The sequence below is a fragment of the SAR86 cluster bacterium genome (assembly GCA_023703575.1).
Taxonomy (GTDB): domain Bacteria; phylum Pseudomonadota; class Gammaproteobacteria; order Magnimaribacterales; family Magnimaribacteraceae; genus Magnimaribacter.
Map to the genome: position 1 here is coordinate 798,096 of CP097969.1, position 16,186 is coordinate 814,281.

Below are 16,186 nucleotides of genomic sequence, written 5' to 3' on the forward strand. Positions count from 1 at the left end.
GTAAATAGGTTAATTGAGCTAAATGAGTAAAGGAAAAGTACTGGTTGGACTATCTGGAGGAGTAGATTCATCTGTTACAGCTTTGTTGCTAAAAGAACAAGGTTATGAAGTACATGCTCTTTTTATGAAAAATTGGGATGATGATGATGGCTCTCCATATTGCAGCGCAAAAGAAGATTTCATGGATGCAGTGTTTGTGTCTGATCAATTAAAAATTCCTTTAGAACAAATAAGTTTTTCAAAGGAATATAAAGAATCAGTCTTTTCTTATTTTCTATCTGAATTAATGACTGGAAATACACCTAATCCGGATATTTTATGCAACAAAGAGATTAAATTTAAAGAATTTTATAATTACGCAATGTCTAATGATTATGACTTTATAGCTACCGGGCATTATGCGATAACTGATAATCAAGGCTTATATAAAGGTATAGATAATTCTAAAGATCAATCTTATTTCTTACACGCAATAGATAAGGAAGTTTTAAAAAAAACCATATTCCCATTGGGGGAACTTAAAAAAGAGAATGTGAGGCAAATAGCAAAAGAGAATAGTCTTATAACAAGCAATAAAAAGGATAGTACAGGTATTTGTTTTATCGGTGAAAGGCCTTTTCCTGAATTTGTAGCCAACTATCTATCAGGTCAGGAAGGTAACATAATAAATGAGAATGGTGATGTGATAGGAATTCATCAGGGATTAGTTTTTTATACCTTAGGGCAAAGACAAGGTCTAGGAATCGGCGGTGTTAAAGGATCTCCCGATCTTCCCTGGTATGTAGCTAAGAAGAATCTTAAAACTAATGAACTCTTGTGCGTCCAAGGTAATGACCATCCTCTATTATTTTCTAGAGAATTGTCTACAAAGAATCTCTTCAAACTCGAAGATTCATTGCCGACAAGCTTCGAGGGAACTGCCAAGGTAAGATACAGGCAGGAAGATCAGAAATGTGAAATCAATGTTGAAGATAATGCTTTGAATGTAAAATTTGATAAACCACAAAGATCTGTCACACCGGGTCAATCAGTAGTAATTTATAAAAATGAAAAATGTTTAGGCGGTGGTGAGATTTGCACCATTAATTAATTCTATTTTCCTAGATCTAGTAAGCTTCTTAATCTCAATCTCTCTTTTTAGAGATCTACTTTTATCGTGAGTATGTTCTACGTAAACAAGAGTAACTGGAAGTCGACTTTTAGTATATTTTGCTCCTTTACCGGAATTATGAGTGTCAATTCTTTTAGAAAGACTGTTACTAATTCCGGTATATAAACTACCGTCAGAGCACTTCAAAATATACACGCACCATTTCATTCAGACAAAGCAGAAACGATCCAGAGAGTCAGTACAATAATAACAACCAAAGTACAAAGCCAAGCTCTTATTCTTTCCTCTTTATCCATCAGGCTGAAGCTGAATCCAACTCACTTAATCTAGAATAAAGATTAGAAATATTTTTATTTTCCTCATTAATAACTTGACCAACAGAAGCACCAAAATTTAAGAAGCAATAAAGCATAATATCAGCTAGAGTAAATCTATCGCCACAAATAAATTCTTTTCCTTCAAGTTGTTTATCAAGCCATTGTAATCGTTCTTGTGCAATCATCTTTAAATCATCTGCAGCTTGAGGTATTAGATGTAATCTATCTTTAAAGAGTTCATATCCTTCAGCAGATCTAAAACCATTTGTTAAAGGCTCAATAATTTGTAGATCAATTCTTCGAACCCACATTTTTGTCTCAGCTCTTTCTTCAGGCGTTTTACCTATAAGATCACTATGACCATTTATTTCATCTAAAAATTCACAAATTGCTGTTATTTCTGCTAAGTAATCTCCATTATCAAGCTCCAAGGCAGGCATTTGACCAGAAGGATTTCTTTTTAGATGTTCTTCTTGTCTATTTTCACCAGCCATCAAATCAACTTCAATTGTTTCAATATCAAGACCGAGTTCAGCTATAAACATTCTGACTACATGTGGGTTTGGACCCATTGAATTAAATAATTTCATTTGTTCTTAAGGCTCTTTTACAACCTTACCTCCTTTCATTACAAAATCTACTGTCTCAAGAATTGTTATATCCTCCAAAGGATTTCTTGAAACTCCAATTAAATCCGCATATTTATCTTTTACAATACTTCCTAAGTTTTCCTTTTCACCCAATAAATCGGCTGCATAAATGGTAGCACTCATTATTGCTTCTTTTGCAGGCATGCCACCTTTTAGCATCAAAGAGAATTCTTTGGCGTTTTCTCCATGCGGAGAAACTCCGCTGTCTGTTCCAAAGGCTATCTTAACACCGGCTTGATAAGCCATTGAAAAGGTAGACTGAAGCTTTGGACCTATTTCTAATGCCTTCTTCTCTACAAAGGGAGGATAATAACCCTCTAAAAGAGCTTTATCTGAAACCCATTTTCCTGCTAAAAGAGTTGGAACATAATATACTCCTCTATCCCTCATTAAAGCTGCGCCTTCGTTATCCATTAATGTTCCATGTTCTATCGAATCTACTCCAGCTAATACAGCTCTTTTAATTCCTTCAGCACCGTGCGCATGAGCAGCTACCTTAAACCCATAATCTTTTGCAGTCGAAACAATTGCTTTCATCTCGCTTAATGTCATTTGAGGATTTTGACCGTCTTTAGCATTACTCAGGACTCCTCCAGTTGCTGTAAATTTAATAAGATCTGCATTTTCTTTATAACGAAATCTTACTGACTCCATGGCTTCTTCCTCTCCATTCATGACACCATCTTTAGGTCCTAAATCAGAGGTTAATTTTTGGTTAAGAGAGTTTGAAGGATCGCCATGGCCTCCTGTTGTAGTTATAGTCTTGCCTGAAGAATAAATTCTGGGTCCGATTACGGTTTCATTATCGATGGCATTTCTGAGGGAAATAGTCACCGTATCTGAATCTCCCAAATTTCTAACGGTTGTAAAGCCGGCTATTAGTGTGTTTTTAGCATGTTTTGTTGCCCTGATAGCATAATCTGCAGCATTCAAAGTCACTCTCTCTAGATAGGCATTTCTTGAACTTTGATTTGTTAAATGAACATGCATGTCAATTAGCCCAGGTAAAATATAGTAACCAGTAAGATCTATGTAAATATCATCAGGTTCTGGGTTAACGTATCCTTCAAGAACATTAGTTATTCTGTCTTGATCAATGACGATTGACATTTGAGGTTCAATAGTCCCATTTTCAGCATTAAATAAATAACCAGCATGAATTAATGTTCTAGCATGGATTGTAATGCTAATACTGAAAAAAACTAAAGCTAAAAACATTTTTACCATATCAATAGTTTGTATGTAGTTTATCTTCAAGGCAAGGAATAAAAACATTAAGTTATAATAGAAATATGAAATCTGAAAATCTTTTATCTATTTCGCCTTTAGACGGCAGATACAATCAATCTGTATCAGATTTAAGGGCTATAACTAGCGAATTCGGGCTAATTAAATACCGAGTTATCATTGAAATAAAATGGTTCCTGCACCTCTCAAGTAATTCGAAGATAAAAGAACTTCCTAAATTAAATATTAAAGAAATCACCTATCTCAATGATTTAATTAATAATTTTGACATCAATGATGCTAAACGTGTCAAAGCTATTGAGAGCAAAACTAATCATGATGTCAAAGCTATTGAATATTTCTTAAAAGAAAAATTTAAAAAACAGAAAAAACTAGACAAATATTCTGAATTTATACATTTTGCATGTACTTCTGAAGATATAAACAATCTTTCGTACGCTTTAATGATTAAAGATGCCTCAGCTATTATTGGTGCTTTAATTACTAAACTAGAAAGAAAAATTAAATCTCTGTCAAAAAGGTATTCAGGAAAATCAATGCTTTCAAGAACCCATGGTCAAAGTGCTTCTCCTACTACTATGGGTAAAGAATTTTCAAACTACCTTCATAGAGTAAACAAAGTTTCAAATGAGATAAAGCGACATGAAATGACAGGAAAAATTAACGGCGCAGTAGGTAATTATAATGCTCACCATATTGCTTATCCAAATATTGATTGGGAGAAAGTAGCCAAAAATTTTGTTAAAAGCTTAAAGCTTGATTTCAACAGTCATACTACTCAAGTTGAACCAAAAGACTCAATTGCCTTGCTGCTTGGTGATTATGTAAAGCTAAACAATGTTCTTATAGATTTAAGTAGGGATATTTGGGGGTACATTTCATTAGGCTATTTCAAGCAAAAATTAAAAGATGGCGAAGTTGGTTCTTCAACAATGCCCCATAAGGTCAATCCTATAGATTTTGAAAATGCAGAAGGTAATTTCGGAATGGCTAATGCCAACTTAACCCATATTAGTAACACAGTTACCATATCAAGATGGCAAAGGGATCTGACAGACTCTACCGTCATGAGGAACCTAGGTATATGTTTCGGATACATAAACATCGCACTCAATTCCCTATTAAAAGGTTTAGATAAACTTGAATTAAATAATGAAAAATTAATTGAAGATTTAAATGATTCCTGGGAAGTTCTAACTGAAGCTATTCAAACAATTATAAGAAAAAATAATATACCTAACGGATATGAATTAATGAAGAAACTATCTAGAGGTAAAGATTTAAATAGATCTGATTTAATAAATTTCATAGAAAATATGGATGTACCGCAGGACGAAAAGCAACGTCTTTTAGAATTAACACCTCTCTCCTATATAGGCTACGCAGAGAAGCTTTCTAGGACCTAAAAGTTAGTTGATTTATAACAATATCTGGTTAAACTTACGCCTCCTCAAAGCTAGATTTCATTTTGTTTTGATGAAATAGTTTTAGAGAATAATAGTCAATTCAAATAAAGAAAAAGGGAGAAAAATGGCGTCTTATAAAGATTTAATACAAGAACTTACCGATCTAAAAAACAAAGGTAATGCTTCTAATATAAACATTGAACCTGAAAGTGCAGCAAGAATGAAACTTCAAAATCAGTTTCAATCAGGTCTTGATATAGCCAGGTACACAGCGGCCATAATGAGAAAGGATATGGATGAGTATGATGCTAATCCAGAAGCTTATACACAATCTTTAGGCTGTTGGCATGGATTTATCGGACAGCAAAAACTTATTTCAATTAAGAAACATTTTGGAAATACAGATAAAAAGTATTTATATCTGTCTGGCTGGATGGTTGCTGCCTTGAGATCTGAGTTTGGACCTCTTCCAGACCAGTCCATGCACGAAAAAACAACAGTCGCATCTTTGATTAACGAACTTTATACCTTTTTAAAACAAGCAGATGCTAGAGAACTTGGAGACTTATTTAGACAATTAGACGAGGCTGAAGAAGACGCTAAAGCAGACATACAAAATAAAATAGATAACTTCCAAACACATATTGTTCCAATTATTGCAGATATTGATGCCGGTTTTGGAAATGAAGAAGCCACTTATCTAATGGCTAAACAAATGATTGAAGCCGGAGCCTGTTGTATTCAAATTGAAAATCAAGTTTCTGACGAAAAACAATGCGGACATCAAGATGGTAAAGTGACAGTCCCCCATGCAGATTTCTTGGCTAAAATAAATGCAGTTCGCTATGCTTTTTTAGAATTGGGAGTCGATGACGGAGTGATAGTTGCAAGAACTGACTCTTTAGGAGCTGGTTTGACAAAGCAAATAGCAATTACTCATGAAGAAGGAGATCTTGGGGATCGATATAATTCCTTTCTAGATTTAGAAGTTGTTTCTGAGGATCAAATGAAACACGGTGATGTTCTCATCAACTATCATGGAAAAGTTGTTAGACCTAGAAGGCTTCCAAGCAATCTATATAGATTTATGGAGGGCACCGGTGAGGCGAGATGTATTTTAGATTCAGTTACCAGCCTTCAAAATGGTGCAGATCTTATTTGGATAGAGACAGAAAAACCTCACATTGGTCAAATTGGTGCAATGATGGATGAAATTAGAAAAGTTATTCCAAATGCCAAACTTGTTTACAATAATAGTCCTTCCTTTAATTGGACATTAAATTTTAGACAGCAAGTTTTTGATGCAATGGAGAAAGCTGGAAAAGATACTTCTGATTATGACAGAGATAATCTAATGGATGAAAAATATGATACCAGTGAACTTGGTTTAGAGGCTGATGAAAAAATAAGAACATTTCAAGCGGATGCTGCGAAGCAAGCTGGTATTTTCCATCATCTAATCACCCTCCCCACTTACCATACTGCAGCTTTATCCACTGATAATCTTGCAAAAGAATATTTTGGTGATGAGGGTATGCTAGGCTATGTAAAAGGTGTGCAAAGAAAAGAAATACGTGAAGGCATCGCATGCGTTAAACATCAAAATATGGCTGGATCAGATATGGGAGATGATCATAAAGAATATTTTGCTGGAGACGCAGCTTTAAAGGCTTCAGGTAAAGATAATACTATGAATCAGTTCTAATTAACTTTCACAAAAAAAGGGAGCTTTGGCTCCCTTTTTTATTGTTCTATGCATTTTGATGGATTTCCACCACAGAGTTCACATTCGCGATCTGGATCTAAATTAGATAGTCCGCCACATGAACCGGCTATAGGCTTTTTACCGAAAAATAAACCTACAGACATAAGAGTTATTATCAACAGAAGGACTATGAAAATTAAGAAAGTTTCAAACATTTTTACATTTTAACCTTTTGTAGCTCTTTAGAAAATAATAAATTAGATTTGCCGTCTTGCTCATAAATAAATAAAGCCTTAATTTGATATTCATTGGCATAATCCATTGCAGCTTCTAATTCCATTACGTTTAGAGCAGTGGCTAGAGCATCAGCGATCATAGCATTATTGGAAACTACCGAAACAGATTTCTTGGACGAATTATTTGGTGCACCTACTTTAGGATTTATTGTATGACTGTATTCTTCTTTATTGAAAATTCTTATATTCCTATAATCGCCTGAAGTAGCCATAGCAAAGGAGTCATAGTCACTAGAAATAAACGAATAAACAATTTTGTCAGGCTTTGAAGGACTCACGACTCCTATTTTCCATGGTGTCTCATCAATCTTGTACTTGGTAGTCCTAATTTCTCCTCCTAATTCGACAAATAGATTATCAATACTCATTTCGCTAGAGAGATATTTAAATACCTTATCAATCGCAAAACCTTTAGCAATAGATGAGAAGTCTAATGCAACATCTCTTGTTCTTTTGACAGCTGGTGTTTCTTCATTTATCTCTATGGAATCACAACCAACTTGAGTTTTGAGATACAGAATATCTTTCGGAAGTGGTTTTTGATTCTTTTCAAGTGGTCCAAAACCCCAAGAATCTACCAATTTACCTATTGAAACATCATATAGACCTTTAGATTTTATACATGTATCAACTGCATATCTTAGGACTTCAATGAAGTCTTGAGAAACTTCTACCCATTCATTTATGTCAGAGTAATTTACTTTGTTTATCAGTGAATCATTTAGATAAGTTGACATTGATAAATTTACTGAATTAAAAGAATCATATATTGATTGCTCTAAATTATCGTATTCAGAAAAAGCAATAATATTATAAGTGGTCCCCATAATACTGCCTTCAATTCTTTGAGGTTCATCATCATCTAAAAATAAACTTAATGCTATGACTGATATTAAGATGAATAAAATCAGTATTGGAAAAGTTTTTTGGATCAAACTTTAACTGCCAAAGTCGTCAAATTTTATTGCTTCAGGCTCGACTCCAAGACTATCTAGCATATCAAAACATGCTGCCATCATTGGAGGTGGACCACACATATAATATTCACAATCTTCTGGTGCAGGATGATCCTTTAGATATTGGTCATGAATGACTTGATGAATGAAGCCTGTATGTCCTTCCCAATTGTCTTCAGGTAAAGGATCAGATAAGGCTACATGCCATTCAAAATTATCATGTTCTTCAGCTAATTTGTCATATTCATCTGTGTAGAACATTTCTGTTAAACTTCTAGCTCCGTAAAAGAAAGTGATTTTACGTTTGGAGTTTAATCTCAGTAATTGATCAAAAATATGAGATCTCATTGGCGCCATACCTGCACCGCCACCAATGAACACCATCTCTGCATCAGTCTCTTCTGCAAAAAATTCTCCAAAAGGTCCGAATATAGTGAGAGTATCGCCTTCTTTTAAATTAAAAATATATGAACTCATTTCACCTGCAGGAAAATCTGTACCAGGAGGGGGTGAAGCAATTCTGATATTGAATTTCATTATTCCTTTTTCATTTGGATAATTGGCCATAGAGTAAGCTCTAATGACTGGTTCAAGTGTCTTTGAGGAGTTCTCCCAAACACCAAATCTATCCCAATCTCCATGATATTCTTCTTCGATATCAAAAGATTTGTAATCTAATTCATATGGAGGAATTTCCATTTGAACATAACCCCCAGCTTTAAAAGCTACTTCTTCTCCTTCAGGTAATTTGAGAACAAGTTCTTTAATAAAAGTCGCAACATTTTTATTTGAAATAACTTCACATTCCCATTTCCTAGCACCAAAGACTTCGTCTGGTACAACTATTTCCATATCGTCTTTCACAGGAACCTGGCAAGATAGTCTCCAACCTTCTTTTTTTTCTTTATTAGTGAAATGAGATTCTTCAGTTGGAAGAATAGATCCTCCACCACTTATAACCTTACATTTACATTGAGCACAAGTACCACCTCCACCACAGGCAGATGATAAGAATAAATTCTGAGCAGCTAAAGTTTGCAGCAATTTTCCTCCAGCCTCTACCTCAATGGATTTCGCAGCATCGTTCATAGATATATTGATATTGCCTGAAGAAACTAAAAGTTTCCTTGCACCAAGAATTACAAAAACCATCAAATTAACTGCGATTGTAAAAACAAGTACACCAAGTACGATTTCATTTTGAATAAAGTTCATTTTATAAAGATATTCCTCCGAATGATAAGAAACCAAAACACATTAGTCCTACTGTTATGAAAGTTATACCCAACCCTTGCAGGCCCTCAGGTATATCGGCATATTTTAACCTCTCTGTTATTCCAGCTAAAGCAACGATGGCAAGAGCCCAACCAGTTCCTGCCCCTAGTCCGTAAACTATGCTTTCGGTAAATTCTAGGTTTCTTTCAATAGAAAAAAGTACTCCACCTAGAATTGCACAGTTAACTGTAATTAAAGGTAAAAATACACCAAGTGCATTATAAAGAGCTGGAATATAACGATCTAAAAACATTTCTAGTATTTGTACTAAAGCCGCAATAATTCCTATGTAACATATGAGTCCTACGAAATGTAAATCTGAACCAGGAAAGAGTGCATCTGCTTTTAAGAAATAATTGAAAATTAAGTTATTTATTGGCACTGCAAGTCCTAATACAACAATAACGGCAATCCCTAAACCAATCGCAGGTTGGATTCTTTTGGAAATGGCAAGAAAAGTACACATGCCAAGAAAAAAGTTGATCGCTATATTCTCAATGAAGACAGCTTTAATAAAAATACTAAGATAAGCTTCTAGCATTAAGCTGCTCCCTTCTCACTTTCAAGACTATTATTAGATATCTTAAATTCTGGTTCTTCTATTTGTTCTGTTTTCCATTGTCTGAGTGCCCATATAGTAAATCCTATGATGAAAAAAGAACTTGCTGGAGTTAAGAAAAAGTTATTTGCAAGATACCATCCACCATTAGTTGTCAGAGGCATTATTTCAATTCCATAAAATGTTCCAGCACCTATGAATTCTCTTATGATGGCAATAACAATTAAGATAACGCTGTAACCAAGCCCATTGCCAAAACCATCAATAGCGCTCATCATTGGCCCATTCTTCATGGCAAAGGCTTCTGCTCTACCCATAACTATGCAATTAGTAACGATTAAACCGACAAATACTGACAATGTCTTACTACTCTCATAATCGAAAGCTTGTAAGACTTCATCTACAAGCATGACAAGTGTGGCTATTATAGATATCTGTACAATGATTCTAATATTCGTTGGGATATGATTTCTTATTAGAGATACAGAAAGATTTGACAAGGTTACAACGGTAGTTAGAGCAACACACATTATTAATGTTATGTAGAGGTTGCCCGTAACAGCAAGTGCAGAACAAATGCCTAAGATTTGCAATGCAATAGGATTGTCATTAAAGATAGGATTGAGTAAAACTTCTTTCGCTTTAGACATCTTTTACCTCGCTTTGCTTAAGTCGGTCTATTAGAGGCCCATAACCCATATCACCAAGCCAAAAAGAAAGTAAATTTGTAACTCCATTACTTGTAATGGTTGCACCAGATAAGCCGTCAACTTGATATTTTGCAAGAGTACTGCTTTTATCAACAGAGCCTTTAATTACAGAAATAAGGATATCTCCAGAATCAGAATATATCTCCTTTCCTTTCCATATGGATTTCCACTTAGGATTATCTATCTCACCACCAAGACCAGGTGTTTCTTTATGATCGAAAAACTCTAATCCAATGATTGTTTTAAGATCTGGTTCAAGAGCTAGATAACCTTTCATAGTTCCCCATAGTCCATAACCTCTCACAGGCAAGATAACGGCGTTTAAAGAATCGAAATCATAATGAAGATAGACTGTTTGGAAATTCTCACGTCTTTTTAGAAGTGCAATGTCATTTTCAGCGGTCAGTTCAATAGATGTAGCTGGATTTCTAGAAAAGGCGCTTTCTTCATAATCAGTTAAACTAATTTCAGAATCAAACTCACCAGTTTCTAGATTAACTATTCGTGCTTCTATAGACTGAAAGAGCTCAGTTACATCAGTTTCATCGTCAAGCAAACCAGCAGCAGAAAGTATCTTACTTTGTTTATCAAGTGTCTTGTTAGCTTCTTGAAGATCTCTAAGTTCAACGGCTGAAAAAGAAATTAAAGCAGAACAAACAAGGCATAGTGAGACTGCGACAATAAGAGTTTTTCTGATTGTATCGTTATTGTTCATTAGTTTGCCCTCCTCAATCTTTGTTTGATATTTCTCTCTTGAACAAAATGATCAATAAGTGGCGCAAATAAATTTGCAAATAAAATTGCCAGCATCATACCTTCTGGATAAGCTGGATTGACAACTCTGATCAATACCACCATTACTCCAATTAAAATTCCGTAATACCATCTACCTAAATTTGTATGAGAACCAGAAACTGGCTCGACAGCCATAAATGTTAGGCCGAAAGCGAAGCCTCCAATTACTAAGTGCCAGTGAAAAGGCAATGAAAACATTGGATTGCTATCTGAACCAATTAAATTAAATAATTCTGATGTTAAGAATGTTCCTAGTAAGACTCCGGCAATTATCCGCCATGAAGCAATCCTTGTATAGAGGAGAACTATCAAACCTATAAGAATAAACAAAGTTGAAGTTTCACCTATTGAACCCGGTATTGAGCCAAAAAATGCGTCGCTCCATGAATATTGAGACTGTATTCCATTAAGACCTTCTTGCGCTCCTATTCCTAATATTGTTGGTGAGCTATAACCGTCAACTGCAACCCAAACAGAATCGCCAGACCAATCTACTGGGTAGGCAAAATAAAGAAATGCTCTTCCAGCTAAAGCGGGATTTAGAAAGTTTTTTCCTGTGCCTCCGAATATTTCTTTTGCAACAACGATACCAAAACTTATTCCAACTGCCACTTGCCACAGGGGAGCATCGGGAGGACAACATAATGCGAATAAAACAGTTGTTACAAAAGCACCTTCATTGATTTCATGTCCTCTGAAAATGGCAAATACTACTTCCCATGCTATTCCTACTATAAAGGTAACAAGGTAAATAGGTATGAAATAGCATGCTCCAAACCAAATACAGTCAACTATACTTTTAGGGTCATAGTTGCAAAATATATCTATAAAAAAGAAGTGCCAATCATCTTTGTTTATAGTTCCCAATTCTTCAAAAGCAGCGAGTGACTGATATCCCAAGTTATACATACCATAGAACATGGCAGGAAATGTAGCCATCCAAACCACAACCATAACTTTTTGTAGATCTACACTATCTCTTACATGAACAGATCCAAAAGTTCTTTTGTCAGAAGAATAAAAAAGATTCTCAACAACATCATATATGGGAAAGTATTTTTCTAAAGAACCCCCACTAGTGAACCTAGGTTTCAAACCATCTAGAAATTTTCTTAATGGTTTCATCTATCCTTCAACCTCAATTTTTGTAAGTCCAGCTCTTAATAAAGAGCCAAAATCATATTTTCCTGGGCAAATATAGCTACATAAAGAAAGATCTTCTTCATCTAACTCTAGTCCCCCTAATGCTTGTAATTTTTCTGTATCCAATAAAACAATGTTTCTAAGAAGCATTATTGGCAGCATGTTGAATGGTAAAACTTCTTCATATGAGCCAATTGGCACTATAGGACGGTCTGAACCATTCATTAAAGCTTTAAATTTAAAAACTTTCTTGGGAAATAAGGAAGAGAGAAATACTGGCATCTTTGAAAATTTTCTTGGACCAGGAGTGAGCCAGTTCATAAACTCTCTATCTTTGGAATTAGGCTCAGCTATTACTGAAATTTGATTATGGTATCTCCCTAAATAAGCAAAGGGGCCGATAGCTTCTCTTCCAGATATGATTGATCCTGAAATAATTCTATTTTCTCTCTGTGTCAGTTCTCCGGCTGTTATTTCTTCTGTAGAAGCTCCAAGTCTTGTTTTAATGTAGCTCGGACTATTTACTTGAGGTCCAGCCAAAGAAACTATTCTATCGTTATCAATGTACCCAGACTTAAACAACTTTCCAATCGCAATAATATCTTGATAACCAATAGTCCAATTAACATTGGTTAAAGAAGCAGGAGAAATAAAATGCATGTGAGTCCCTACGAGCCCAGCAGGATGTGGACCAGAGAATATGTGTCTTTTAAGTTGGTCATCTTCTTGTATTTCAAGCGAAGAATTATTAGAAACAGAGACATGAATTGGACACTCAACTAATTGCTTTAGAACCAAAAGCCCAAAGTCGAAATCTTCTTTACTCAAGTTAATAATTATTTCAGGGTTAGGACTTAAAGGTTGAGTATCAATAGCCGAGATAAATATGTTAGCAGGTAATGATTTTACAGTTGGGACCTTACTGTAGGGTCTAGTTCTAAAGGATGTCCACATACCAGATTCTATAAGCTGGTCTCTGATAACATTTGAAGAGCAGTTTTTTAAAGTATCTACTGTAAAATTGTCAAACTGAACAGAATCCTCTGCTTGAGAAATTTCTATGACAATTGATTGTAAGACCCTTCTGTCTCCACGATTTATTGCTTCAACCCTACCACCTGCTGGTGATGTAACAAGGACTCCTGGATTTTTCTTATCTTCAAAGAGAGGTTGCCCTATTTTTACACTATCACCTTCTTTAACTAACATGGTGGGTTTCATGCCAATATAGTCGCTTCCCAAAATAGCAACAGATCTGCTTTTTTTGGAGTCAACTATATCTTCGGCAGGTGAGCCGTATATGGGTATATCTAAACCTTTTTTTATTCTAATCATTCCCTATTTGATGTATGGGAAAAGTACCCTAGAGCGCGGTGGTATTATAATGATCTGAGGTCTAATTTACTAGGATGTTTCGCTAAAATTTGGATATCGTTGATAAGTTAATCCGACCATCTCTTTTGCCAATCCCAAAAGTTGTGCGGTATATCCAAACTCATTGTCATACCAAACGTAAAGAACACATTTATCTCCATTTACGATTGTCGCAGCTGAATCAATTATGCCTGCATGCCTATCCCCTACAAAATCTGTAGAAACAACTTCTGGAGAATTTGTAAAACCGATCTGTTCTTTTAAATCTGAATGAAACGCCTGTTGTCTAAGGAAGTTATTGAGCTCTTCTAACGAAGTTTCTTTACCTAGTTGAAGATTCATTATTGCGAGAGATACATTTGGAGTAGGAACTCTTACAGCATTTGCTGTCAATTTGCCTATAAGTTCAGGAAGCACCTGACCTACTGCTTTTCCCGCTCCAGTTTCAGTAATCACCATGTTAAGGGCTGCACTCCTTCCTCTTCGAGCTTTTTTGTGGAAATTATCTATTAGATTCTGATCATTAGTGTAGGAATGTACGCTCTCGATGTGACCTGAGATAATATTAAACTCATCATTTAGGACTTTTAAAGTTGGAACTATAGCATTCGTTGTACATGAAGCAGCTCCTAAGATTTCATCATTATCTATAATTTCGTTATTTATACCATGAACAATGTTTTTTATACCTTCTTTTGCTGGGGCAGTAAGTAGTACCTTAGAAATTCCATTGCAACTTAAATGAGTATTTAAACCTTCTTTTGTTCTCCAGACTCCAGTATTGTCAATCAGTAAAGCTTTATTTATGCCGAAGTCAGTATAGTCAATCTCTGAAGGATCGTTGGCATAAATTATTTTTACTTCATTACCATTTATGATTAATTTGTTCTCTTCTTCTATAACACGAATTGTTCCTTTGAAGGGACCATGAACAGAATCAGTTCTCATTAGATTTGCTCTTTTAATGATGTCATCATCGACAGCTTTTCTAACTACTATTGCTCGCAACCTTAGATTATCTCCTCCACCAGAATCTTGAATTAACATTCTTGTTAACAATCTTCCTATTCTTCCAAAACCATAAAGAACAACATCCTGCGCTTGTTCCAATATTGATCCTTTAGTGCCAATCAAATCATTTACTGATTCTTTTACGAAATCTTCGATAGAGAGATCCTTATCATCAAACAGGTATGCTGCAGCAATAATTCCAATGTCAACTTCAGCCGGTCCTAATTCTAGATCACTAAGAGCTACAATGACTTGATAGGTTTCAAATTCACTCATCTCATTGTTTTCGGTTTCTCTTACAAATCTATGAGCATTCATAATTTCTGAAACTGATAAGTTCACCAGTGGCTTTCCATATAAAAGAAGATGGACATTGTCTCTATAGATTCTTCCAATCATAGGAAGCATCTCTTCTGCTAATGCTTGTCTATATTGAAAGTCGCCAAAAGGATCTTTTGGAAGCTCAGGACGAGTCCTTTGATCGGGCTGATTTTTTTTCATCTAAAGAGAGGTATATTTTTTGAGGTGGTAATCTGTATTACCAAAAATCGTCCCTACAGTTGTGAGCCTTTTAAAGTAATGTCCCACATTTAACTCATCAGTAACACCCATACCACCATGAAGTTGAACAGCTTGTTGACCAATAAATTTACCAGCTTTACCGACTTGATATTTTAAGCCTGATATAGCTTTTTTTGCATCAGAAGCTCCTTCTTCATGTTTCATAGTTGCCATGTAGAGGAGAGACTTACATTGTTCATACTCCATGAACATATCCACCATTCTATGTTGCAAAACTTGGAATTTACCTATTGGAGTACCGAATTGTTCTCTGGTTTTTGTATATTCCACTGTTGTTTTATAAAGAACCTCCATCGCGCCTACAGCCTCTGCTGAAATTGCAAGAATCGCTTTATCAATGGCAGAATCTAAAATCTCAAAACCTGAATCTAAATTACCTATAATGTTGTCTTTTGAAACAGAAACATTTTCTATGGTTAGATCTGATGCTCTTCTTCCATCTACAGTTTTATAATTTGTTTTCGACAATCCTTTAGAATCAGAATCCACTATAAATAAAGTTATACCATTTTCGTCTAATTGAGAGCTTGAAGTTCTTGCTGAGATAATGATTTTATTAGCAGAAGGACCGTTCATAACTACTGACTTGTATCCATTCAAAATATAATTTTCACCCTCAGATTTAGCCTCTGTAACAACATCTGATAAATTGAATCTGCTTTGTGGTTCTGCATATGCTAGAGCAAGATGCATTTCTCCTGAAATTGCAGGCTCTAAAATGGATGACTTTTGTTCATCAGAACCATGATCATCAATAAGGCTTCCGGCCATGATCATAGTTTCTAAAAATGGCTCTACTACGAGTCCTTTTCCAAAAGCCTCCATAATTAGCATGGACTCAATTGCAGACCCACCGAACCCTCCACTATCTTCAGAGACACTTATACCTAGCCAACCTAGTTCAGCAAACTTTTGCCAGTTAGATTCACCAAATCCTAGATCAGAATTAGATAAAGATTGTCTCGTTTCCCAGTCGTATTCTTTTTGAACAAACTGATCAACTTGATCTTGAATTAATGTTTGTTCTTCATTAAAAGTAAAATCCATT

The 16,186-nt window shown here is 35.2% G+C and carries 16 protein-coding genes; 3 read left to right on the plus strand and 13 right to left on the minus strand.

Features of this window, described 5'->3' with window-relative positions; translation table 11 throughout:
- The first annotated feature begins 22 nt into the window (after positions 1-22).
- Positions 23-1,090: a tRNA 2-thiouridine(34) synthase MnmA gene (gene mnmA / locus M9C83_04050; GenBank protein URQ65833.1), complete on the plus strand. Its 1,068-nt coding sequence runs from the start codon at positions 23-25 to the stop codon at positions 1,088-1,090.
- Here the strand turns inward: mnmA and M9C83_04055 are convergent.
- The 3 genes from M9C83_04055 to M9C83_04065 form a co-directional block, all read right to left on the minus strand.
- A complete protein-coding gene (locus M9C83_04055; protein ID URQ65834.1) occupies positions 1,058-1,318 on the minus strand; it encodes a GIY-YIG nuclease family protein in 261 nt (86 codons plus the stop codon). The genes mnmA and M9C83_04055 overlap by 33 nt on opposite strands.
- An 88-nt stretch (positions 1,319-1,406) precedes the next feature.
- Positions 1,407-2,018: a glutathione S-transferase family protein gene (locus tag M9C83_04060; GenBank protein ID URQ65835.1), complete on the minus strand. Its 612-nt coding sequence runs from the start codon at positions 2,016-2,018 to the stop codon at positions 1,407-1,409.
- A 6-nt stretch (positions 2,019-2,024) separates the two neighbouring features.
- Positions 2,025-3,353: an amidohydrolase family protein gene (locus tag M9C83_04065; protein ID URQ65836.1), complete on the minus strand. Its 1,329-nt coding sequence runs from the start codon at positions 3,351-3,353 to the stop codon at positions 2,025-2,027.
- Between the two features lie 17 nt (positions 3,354-3,370).
- Between M9C83_04065 and purB the strand changes: the two genes are divergently transcribed.
- On the plus strand, positions 3,371-4,732 hold the full coding sequence (gene purB / locus M9C83_04070) for an adenylosuccinate lyase (GenBank protein URQ65837.1): 1,362 nt from the start codon (positions 3,371-3,373) through the stop codon (positions 4,730-4,732).
- 124 nt (positions 4,733-4,856) lie between these two features.
- Positions 4,857-6,437: an isocitrate lyase gene (locus M9C83_04075; protein ID URQ65838.1), complete on the plus strand. Its 1,581-nt coding sequence runs from the start codon at positions 4,857-4,859 to the stop codon at positions 6,435-6,437.
- Between the two features lie 38 nt (positions 6,438-6,475).
- On the opposite strand, the gene nqrM is transcribed toward M9C83_04075, so the two are convergent.
- The 10 genes from nqrM to M9C83_04125 all read right to left on the minus strand — a co-directional run bounded on the left by nqrM (position 6,476) and on the right by M9C83_04125 (position 16,185).
- A complete protein-coding gene (gene nqrM / locus M9C83_04080) occupies positions 6,476-6,652 on the minus strand; it encodes a (Na+)-NQR maturation NqrM (GenBank protein ID URQ65839.1) in 177 nt (58 codons plus the stop codon).
- A 2-nt stretch (positions 6,653-6,654) separates the two neighbouring features.
- Positions 6,655-7,668 (minus strand): FAD:protein FMN transferase, encoded by a 1,014-nt coding sequence (locus tag M9C83_04085; GenBank protein ID URQ65840.1) that lies wholly within the window; start codon positions 7,666-7,668, stop codon positions 6,655-6,657.
- A gap of 3 nt (positions 7,669-7,671) precedes the next feature.
- A complete protein-coding gene (gene nqrF, locus M9C83_04090; GenBank protein ID URQ65841.1) occupies positions 7,672-8,904 on the minus strand; it encodes an NADH:ubiquinone reductase (Na(+)-transporting) subunit F in 1,233 nt (410 codons plus the stop codon).
- Between the two features lies 1 nt (position 8,905).
- Complete coding sequence (gene nqrE / locus M9C83_04095) at positions 8,906-9,505, minus strand: NADH:ubiquinone reductase (Na(+)-transporting) subunit E (GenBank protein URQ65842.1); 600 nt, start codon at positions 9,503-9,505, stop codon at positions 8,906-8,908.
- Positions 9,505-10,173 (minus strand): NADH:ubiquinone reductase (Na(+)-transporting) subunit D, encoded by a 669-nt coding sequence (locus M9C83_04100; protein URQ65843.1) that lies wholly within the window; start codon positions 10,171-10,173, stop codon positions 9,505-9,507. Before M9C83_04100 ends, nqrE begins: the two co-directional genes overlap by 1 nt.
- Positions 10,166-10,948: a Na(+)-translocating NADH-quinone reductase subunit C gene (locus M9C83_04105; GenBank protein URQ65844.1), complete on the minus strand. Its 783-nt coding sequence runs from the start codon at positions 10,946-10,948 to the stop codon at positions 10,166-10,168. The genes M9C83_04100 and M9C83_04105 overlap by 8 nt, the downstream gene beginning before the upstream one ends.
- Entirely contained in the window at positions 10,948-12,153 is a 1,206-nt protein-coding gene (locus tag M9C83_04110) for an NADH:ubiquinone reductase (Na(+)-transporting) subunit B (protein ID URQ65845.1), read from the minus strand. Before M9C83_04110 ends, M9C83_04105 begins: the two co-directional genes overlap by 1 nt.
- On the minus strand, positions 12,154-13,506 hold the full coding sequence (locus tag M9C83_04115; GenBank protein ID URQ65846.1) for a Na(+)-translocating NADH-quinone reductase subunit A: 1,353 nt from the start codon (positions 13,504-13,506) through the stop codon (positions 12,154-12,156). It abuts the gene before it with no gap.
- 69 nt (positions 13,507-13,575) lie between these two features.
- On the minus strand, positions 13,576-15,057 hold the full coding sequence (locus M9C83_04120; protein ID URQ65847.1) for a glyceraldehyde-3-phosphate dehydrogenase: 1,482 nt from the start codon (positions 15,055-15,057) through the stop codon (positions 13,576-13,578).
- Positions 15,058-16,185, minus strand: coding sequence for an acyl-CoA dehydrogenase family protein (locus M9C83_04125; GenBank protein URQ65848.1), 1,128 nt, complete (start codon positions 16,183-16,185; stop codon positions 15,058-15,060).
- Position 16,186: the final 1 nt, after the last annotated feature.

Excerpts from the sequence above, each read along its gene's own strand:
- M9C83_04110 (URQ65845.1), bottom strand. The coding sequence starts at position 12,153 with ATGAAACCATTAAGAAAATTTCTAGATGGTTTGAAACCTAGGTTCACT.
- mnmA (URQ65833.1), top strand. The coding sequence starts at position 23 with ATGAGTAAAGGAAAAGTACTGGTTGGACTATCTGGAGGAGTAGATTCA.
- purB (URQ65837.1), top strand. The coding sequence starts at position 3,371 with ATGAAATCTGAAAATCTTTTATCTATTTCGCCTTTAGACGGCAGATAC.
- M9C83_04120 (URQ65847.1), bottom strand. The coding sequence starts at position 15,057 with ATGAAAAAAAATCAGCCCGATCAAAGGACTCGTCCTGAGCTTCCAAAA.
- M9C83_04065 (URQ65836.1), bottom strand. The coding sequence starts at position 3,353 with ATGTTTTTATTCCTTGCCTTGAAGATAAACTACATACAAACTATTGAT.
- M9C83_04105 (URQ65844.1), bottom strand. The coding sequence starts at position 10,948 with ATGAACAATAACGATACAATCAGAAAAACTCTTATTGTCGCAGTCTCA.
- M9C83_04060 (URQ65835.1), bottom strand. The coding sequence starts at position 2,018 with ATGAAATTATTTAATTCAATGGGTCCAAACCCACATGTAGTCAGAATG.
- M9C83_04115 (URQ65846.1), bottom strand. The coding sequence starts at position 13,506 with ATGATTAGAATAAAAAAAGGTTTAGATATACCCATATACGGCTCACCT.
- M9C83_04100 (URQ65843.1), bottom strand. The coding sequence starts at position 10,173 with ATGTCTAAAGCGAAAGAAGTTTTACTCAATCCTATCTTTAATGACAAT.
- M9C83_04055 (URQ65834.1), bottom strand. The coding sequence starts at position 1,318 with ATGAAATGGTGCGTGTATATTTTGAAGTGCTCTGACGGTAGTTTATAT.
- M9C83_04125 (URQ65848.1), bottom strand. The coding sequence starts at position 16,185 with ATGGATTTTACTTTTAATGAAGAACAAACATTAATTCAAGATCAAGTT.
- nqrM (URQ65839.1), bottom strand. The coding sequence starts at position 6,652 with ATGTTTGAAACTTTCTTAATTTTCATAGTCCTTCTGTTGATAATAACT.
- nqrE (URQ65842.1), bottom strand. The coding sequence starts at position 9,505 with ATGCTAGAAGCTTATCTTAGTATTTTTATTAAAGCTGTCTTCATTGAG.
- M9C83_04075 (URQ65838.1), top strand. The coding sequence starts at position 4,857 with ATGGCGTCTTATAAAGATTTAATACAAGAACTTACCGATCTAAAAAAC.
- nqrF (URQ65841.1), bottom strand. The coding sequence starts at position 8,904 with ATGAACTTTATTCAAAATGAAATCGTACTTGGTGTACTTGTTTTTACA.